The 6,008-nt window shown below is 70.0% G+C and carries 8 protein-coding genes; 6 read left to right on the top strand and 2 right to left on the bottom strand.

Translation table 11 applies throughout. The features are described from left to right. Positions 1-26 precede the first annotated feature (26 nt). The 3 genes from Q4I23_RS29735 to Q4I23_RS29725 are packed head-to-tail and all read left to right on the top strand — an operon-like array spanning position 27 to position 2,310. Positions 27-626 carry an ABC transporter permease gene (locus Q4I23_RS29735; protein WP_498528605.1) on the top strand — a complete coding sequence of 200 codons (600 nt, stop codon included), beginning with the start codon at positions 27-29 and terminating at the stop codon, positions 624-626. Then, positions 623-1,561: an ABC transporter ATP-binding protein gene (locus tag Q4I23_RS29730; protein WP_498528604.1), complete on the top strand. Its 939-nt coding sequence runs from the start codon at positions 623-625 to the stop codon at positions 1,559-1,561. The genes Q4I23_RS29735 and Q4I23_RS29730 overlap by 4 nt, the downstream gene beginning before the upstream one ends. Further along, positions 1,558-2,310 carry an ABC transporter permease gene (locus tag Q4I23_RS29725; RefSeq protein ID WP_454017798.1) on the top strand — a complete coding sequence of 251 codons (753 nt, stop codon included), beginning with the start codon at positions 1,558-1,560 and terminating at the stop codon, positions 2,308-2,310. Before Q4I23_RS29730 ends, Q4I23_RS29725 begins: the two co-directional genes overlap by 4 nt. 48 nt (positions 2,311-2,358) lie before the next feature. Here the strand turns inward: Q4I23_RS29725 and Q4I23_RS29720 are convergent, their stop codons facing one another. Together Q4I23_RS29720 and lysM are read right to left on the bottom strand one after the other, a co-directional pair. Beyond that, entirely contained in the window at positions 2,359-3,246 is an 888-nt protein-coding gene (locus Q4I23_RS29720; RefSeq protein WP_498528603.1) for a hypothetical protein, read from the bottom strand. A 163-nt stretch (positions 3,247-3,409) separates the two neighbouring features. Beyond that, a complete protein-coding gene (gene lysM / locus Q4I23_RS29715) occupies positions 3,410-3,895 on the bottom strand; it encodes a peptidoglycan-binding protein LysM (RefSeq protein ID WP_498528602.1) in 486 nt (161 codons plus the stop codon). A 212-nt stretch (positions 3,896-4,107) separates the two neighbouring features. Between lysM and Q4I23_RS29710 the strand changes: the two genes are divergently transcribed. The 3 genes from Q4I23_RS29710 to Q4I23_RS29700 all read left to right on the top strand — a co-directional run. Continuing rightward, entirely contained in the window at positions 4,108-5,088 is a 981-nt protein-coding gene (locus tag Q4I23_RS29710) for a S1C family serine protease (RefSeq protein ID WP_145700505.1), read from the top strand. Between the two features lie 61 nt (positions 5,089-5,149). Continuing rightward, positions 5,150-5,581, top strand: coding sequence for a PaaI family thioesterase (locus Q4I23_RS29705; RefSeq protein WP_498528601.1), 432 nt, complete (start codon positions 5,150-5,152; stop codon positions 5,579-5,581). Further along, a partial coding sequence (locus Q4I23_RS29700; protein WP_498528600.1) for an enoyl-CoA hydratase-related protein occupies positions 5,578-6,008 on the top strand: 431 nt, incomplete at its 3' end. The genes Q4I23_RS29705 and Q4I23_RS29700, both read left to right, overlap by 4 nt.

Genomic DNA, 6,008 nt, shown 5'->3' with positions numbered 1-6,008 from the left:
GCGTATAATCGTCGGCAGCGTCAGATGTGTATAAGAGACAGCTGCTGATCGGTGTGCCGCTGGGAATCGCCGCGCAGCGCGCCGCCGCCGTGGGGCGGCTGGTCTTCCCGGTGCTGAACGTTGTGCAGACGATCCCGTCCATCGCCCTGTTCGGCCTGCTGCTGGCCCCGCTGTCGGCGCTGGCCGCGGCCTTTCCGGGGCTGGGCATCGGCGGGGTGGGGCCGGTGCCGGCGGTGATCGCGCTGACGCTCTATTCGCTGCTGCCCATCGCGCGCAACACCGCCGCCGGTCTGGCCGGCGTGCCGGAGCCGGTGCGGGAAGCGGCGCGCGGCATCGGCATGACGCCGCGTCAGGTCTTCTGGCGGGTCGAGGCGCCGCTGGCCCTGCCGGTGTTCCTGGCCGGGCTGCGCATTACCCTGGTCCAGGCGGTCGGGCTGGCCGCGGTGGCGGCGCTGATCGGCGCGGGCGGGCTGGGGGCGATCATGTTCCAGGGGCTGTTCGCCAACGCGCTGGACCTCGTGCTGCTGGGGGCGGTGCCGGTGATCCTGCTGGCGGTCGCCGCCGACGCGGCGCTGAAGCTGGCCTCGGCGCTGGCGCTGTCGAGGCTCGGGAGGACGGCGGCGTGATCGCCTTCGAGGGAGTGACCAAGCGGTTCGGCGCCTGGACCGCCGTGGACGACCTGTCGCTGACCGTGGCGGCCGGGGAGTTCCGCGTGCTGATCGGGCCGTCCGGCTCCGGCAAGTCCACGGTGCTGCGGATGATGAACCGGCTGATCGCACCGGACGCCGGGACCATCCGGGTGGAGGGCGAGGACATCGCCCGCCTGAAGCCGGAAACGCTGCGCCGCCGCATGGGCTACGTGATCCAGAGCGTCGGGCTGTTCCCGCACTGGACGGTGGAGCGCAACATCGCCGCCGTGCCGAACCTGCTCGGCTGGCCCAGGGCGCGGGTGCGCGACCGGGTGACGGAACTGCTCGCCCTGCTGAACCTCGACCCGGAGCGCTACCGCGGCGCCTACCCGCACGAACTGTCCGGTGGCCAGCAGCAGCGCGTCGGCGTCGCCCGCGCGCTGGCGGCAGAGCCGCACATCCTGCTGATGGACGAGCCGTTCAGCGCGCTCGACCCGATCACCCGCGGCACCTTGCAGGCGGAGATGGCGGCGATCCACAAGGCGACCGGGACCACCATCGTCTTCGTCACCCACGACATGGACGAGGCGCTGGCGCTGGCCAGCCGGATCGCCATTCTGGACCGTGGACGGCTGGTGCAGACCGGCACGCCGCGCGACATCCTGACCGCCCCCGCCGATGACCGGGTGCGCGATCTGGTGGGGCGCGAGGATTGGGGGCTGAAGCGGCTGGCCGTGGAGACGGTGGCGGAGCGGCTGCGCCCCGGCGAAGCGGTGCCGGGCGATCCGCTGGCGGCGGGGGCGTCGCTGCGTCAGGCGCTGGCCGTGATGGTGGCGCGCGGCACCGACCGGCTTCCCGTGGCGGACGGGCAGGGACGCTTGGCGGGCACGCTCCATCTCGCCGACCTGCTGCGCGGGCCGGACCGGTCGTGAGCCGCCTGCGGAGTCTGCTGACGGACCGGCTGGCGCTGGGGCTGCTCGTCCTGGCGGCGCTGGTGCTGGGGATGCCGGCGCTGAAGCCGCTGTTTGCCGCAGCCTTCCCGGCGCTCGACCGGCCCTTGTACGAGGCGGACGGTTTCCTGGCCCTGACGCTGGACCATTTGGCTCTGGCCGGCGGGGCGAGCCTGATCGCGGTTCTGCTTGGCGGGGCGGCGGGAATCGCGGTGACCCGACCCTTCGGACGGGAATTCCGCGGCATCCTCGACGCGGTGGCGGCGATGGGCCAGACTTTCCCGCCGGTGGCGGTGCTGGCCGTCTCGGTCCCCGTCCTGGGCTTCGGCCCGGCCCCGGCGCTGATCGCGCTGACGCTCTATGGGCTGCTGCCCATCGTCGAGAACACGGTGGCCGGCCTGGAATCGGTGCCGGAACCGGTGCGCGAGGCGGCGCGCGGCATGGGCATGGGGCCGGGCGCGCTGCTGTGGCGGGTGGAACTGCCGCTGGCCGCCCCGGTGATCCTGGCCGGGGTGCGGACGGCGGCGGTCGTCAATCTCGGCACGGCGGCCATCGCCTCCACGGTCGGGGCGAAGACCCTCGGCCTGCCGATCATCGTCGGGCTGAACGGCTCCAACCCGGCCTACGTCATCCAGGGCGCGGTGATCGTGGCCGCCCTGGCGGTGGTGCTGGACGCCGGATTCGACCGGCTGGCGGCGCGCCTGACCCGCTGGCGGCCCGGCGCCGCCTGAAGGAGGTTCCTTGAAAGAAGGTCGCCTGAAGGGCAGCGCCGGTTGGCATCACTTGTAGCCGAGCTTGCGCAGGGCCGGCTCATCGAGGGCCTGCGCCCGCGTCAGAGTGTTCCCACTGACGACGATCCGAATATGGGTCTGGATGTCCTTCAGGACGCCCACATAGGCACCGTTGCCGATCCCATTGGAGAAATCGGCGCGCTGCTGGCCCGTGATGTTCAGGCTTTTCGCGCCGTTCGGGTCGATGAACAGGTTGTAGAGTTTCAGCGCGCCCCGCTGGTCGACGCCCTTGCGCGTGATCGACAGGAACTCGACGTTCTCGTCGGTTTGCTCCGTTTTGGCGTAGGCGTGCAGCAGAAGCGTCAGCTTGCTGCTTTTCAGGATGTCGTCGATGTCCTTGCCTTCGAAGGGGTTCACGAATTGGCCGCCATTGGTTTGCTGCGCCGCCTTTGCAGCGGCCTTGCGCTGCTTTTCATGGGCCGCCTCGTCCTTGGCCAAGCGGGTCTTGATGTCCTTGTGGTCCTTGTCAATGGCGTCCTCGAGGGCCTTCACCAGCTTCGCCGTGACGCCCGGCACCGCCTTGGTAGCGGCCAGGGCCTTCTTCGCCACCGCGTCCTTCGGGTTCGCCTTCGCCAGGGCGCCGAGATCCTTGGAGGCTGCGGCTGCCAGCGTGTTGAGCATCTTCATCTTGCGGAACACGCGGGCGATGGCGTTGTCCACCTCGCTCTCATAGACGTGGATGGTGTCCTCGTCCAACGGCTCAGGCTTGGTGAGGGCGAGCAGCATCACCTTGTGCCACGTGATCGAGTTGAACGCCTTCTCCGCGTCAGCCATCCCGGCCAGCAGATCCGCGCATTCCTGCCGGGTCCGGTACGTCCCCAGGCTGGCCGTCGCCACGCGCGGAATGAGTTCGTCCGGGTATCCGATGATCTTCATAGCCTGCTCCTCCCTGCCGGTTAGTGGCGGGAAGCCTGCCGGAGCGGCTTGGGCGGAGCAATTCGAGATCGGTCGGAATGACGGGAGACTCCGGCGCGATCTGCACCTTTGCGGACCGATCCCGCGGCGGGGCCGCTTCCCCTCGCCGCGGGACGGTGCCGCGTCACTGCGGCGGGATGCGCAGGACCTGACCGGGATAGATCTTGTTCGGGTCCTTCAGCATCGGCTTGTTCGCCTCGAAGATGGCGTTGTAGCGGTTGGGGTCGCCGTAGACCTTCTTGGCGATGGCGGACAGGGTGTCGCCCTTCTCCACCGTGTGGAACTGCGTCTGGCTGGCCGGCTGCTCGGTCGGCGGCACGGTCGGCTGGTCCGGGCCGCCCGCGCCTTGGTCCTTGGCGATGACGGCGGTCTGGTCGTCCACCCGCGACACGCCCTTCACGTTGCCGAGCGCCACCGCGATCTTCTCCTTCTCCTCCTGCGAGGCGGCGCTGCCGCGCACGGTCACCGTGTCGTCGGCGACCTGGATGTCCAGCCCATTGGTCGGCAGGCCGACCTGCGTCAGGTGGGATTTCAGCTCGTCGGCGGTCGGAGTGTCCGCGGCACCGACCTTTTCGCCGTGATCGCGGCGGAAGAAATCGAACAGGCCCATCATGTCCTCCCTCGGTTGTCGCCTTGGTGAAGCGATCCCGGACAACATCACTGCGGCTCGCTGGTTTCACGCGCGGAGGAGGGGGGTAGGAACGCCGGGCTTAGCAGGTGCGTTCGACTTCCCAAATAAGGCCATGGAGCCCAGATAACGTCATAGAGAATCACGCCGAAAGGGGAGAGGATCATACCGCCCCCTGCGCAAAGGAGCCGCCGATGAACCCGTCCGACGACTGGCGGATTCCGCCGCAATTCCAGCCCGACCCGGATGATCTGGCCTATGATCTGGACCGGGCGCTGTCCGCCGTGGTCGGGCTGCGGGCCAGCGTTCCTGAAGACGCCTACACCGCCGGCGTGCTGGGCACGGAGCGCGCCGGGCAGGGCGCCGTCATCCGCGAGGACGGGCTGGTCCTGACCATTGGCTATCTGATCGCGGAGGCCGAGGATATCTGGCTGACCACCAACGATGGACGGGCGGTGCAGGCGCATGTCGTCGCCTATGACCACACCAGCGGCTTCGGGCTGGTGCAGGCGCTGTCGCCGCTGGGCGTGCCGGCGCTGATGCTCGGCTCGTCGCGCCATGTGCAGTTGGGCGACCCGGTGGTGGTGGCCGGGGCCGGCGGGCGCGAGCGCTCCATCACCGCGCGGGTGGTCGCCCGACAGGAGTTCGCCGGCTACTGGGAATACATGATCGACGACGCCCTGTTCACCCTGCCGGCCCATCCCAACTGGGGCGGCACGGCGATGCTGGGGGCGGGGGGCGAACTGCTGGGCATCGGTTCACTCCAGCTCCAGTACCGGGCGCCGGAGGAGCGCGTCCTGCCGCTGAACATGAACGTGCCTATCGACCTGCTGAAGCCGATCCTGGACGACCTGATGACCCGCGGAAAAGTCGCCGGTCCGCCGCGCCCATGGCTCGGCCTCTACGCGACGCAGGACGAGCGGGAGCGGGTGGTGCTGGTCGGTCTGGCCGGCGACGGACCGGCGCAGCGGGCGGAGCTGCGGGCCGGCGACGTGGTGCGCGCCGTCGCCGGGCAACCGGTGGGTTCGCTGGCCGACTTCTACCGGGCCCTGTGGAATCTCGGCCCGGCGGGGGTCGACGTGCCGCTGACCATGGAGCGGGAAGGCGACGTGTTCGACATGCGTGTCGGATCCAGCGACCGCGAGCGTTTTTTGAAGGCGGCGCGGCGGCACTGACAGGCGGAATTGTGCGACACTGGCGCTCCAGAACCAAGAAGACGGGTTGGAGAGCGCTTTTATGGACGACTTGATGAAGGGGGAACCGGCCTCCGGCTTCCAGACCCTGCTCGGCTACACGCTGGTGCGCTGGGAGGACGGCGTGGCGGAGGTGGAGCTGACCATCGCTCCGCAGCACCGCAACCGGGGCGGCGTCCTGCACGGCGGTGCGCTGATGACCCTGCTCGACACCGTCATGGGATTCGCGGCGACTCACTGCGCGGTGCCCGGCCATTCCCGCCGGGTGGTCACGCTGTCGCTGTCCTCCAGCTTCCTGGGCGCGGTTGCGGAGGGCACGGTGGTGGCCCGCGGCACGCTGCTGGGCGGCGGGCGCAAGATCGTCGGCTGCCGGGGCGAGGTGCGGCGCAAGGGCGACGGCGCGCTGCTGGCGTCCGCCGAGGGAATGTTCAAATATGCCCCCGGAAGCGAAAATCCGGAGGGAACGCCCCGATGACCAACACGAACGATAAGAAGACCGGCCTGGACATCGCGCAGGACGGCCGTGTCCTGCGCCTGACCATCAACGACCCGGCCACCCGCAACTCGATCGGCCCGGCGCTGATGGAGGCGGCCCGCGCCGCCTTCGACGCGGCGGCGGCGGACCCGGCCGTCGGGGTGGTGGTGCTGACCGGCGCGGAAGGGGCCTTCTGCTCCGGCGGAAACCTGAAATGGCTGAAGGAGGCGCGCGGCGGCGACCGCGAGTCGGTGCGGGCGGGGGTGGAGAGCTTCCACGCCATGATCCGCAGCCTGCGCGCCTGCCCCAAGCCGGTGATCGCCGCGGTCGAGGGGCCGGCGGGCGGGGCGGGCTTCCCGCTGGCGCTGGCCTGCGACCTGATCGTCGCGGCGGAGGACGCGGTGTTCACCCTGTCCTACATCAAGGT

Source organism: Azospirillum sp. UFLA03-27 (assembly GCF_059803775.1).
This window is presented reverse-complemented; position numbering and strand designations above follow the sequence as displayed.

What these genes read in the sequence shown, in the direction of transcription:
- Q4I23_RS29720 (WP_498528603.1), bottom strand. Translation starts at nt 3,246, where the DNA reads ATGAAGATCATCGGATACCCGGACGAACTCATTCCGCGCGTGGCGACG.
- lysM (WP_498528602.1), bottom strand. Translation starts at nt 3,895, where the DNA reads ATGGGCCTGTTCGATTTCTTCCGCCGCGATCACGGCGAAAAGGTCGGT.
- Q4I23_RS29710 (WP_145700505.1), top strand. Translation starts at nt 4,108, where the DNA reads ATGAACCCGTCCGACGACTGGCGGATTCCGCCGCAATTCCAGCCCGAC.
- Q4I23_RS29705 (WP_498528601.1), top strand. Translation starts at nt 5,150, where the DNA reads ATGGACGACTTGATGAAGGGGGAACCGGCCTCCGGCTTCCAGACCCTG.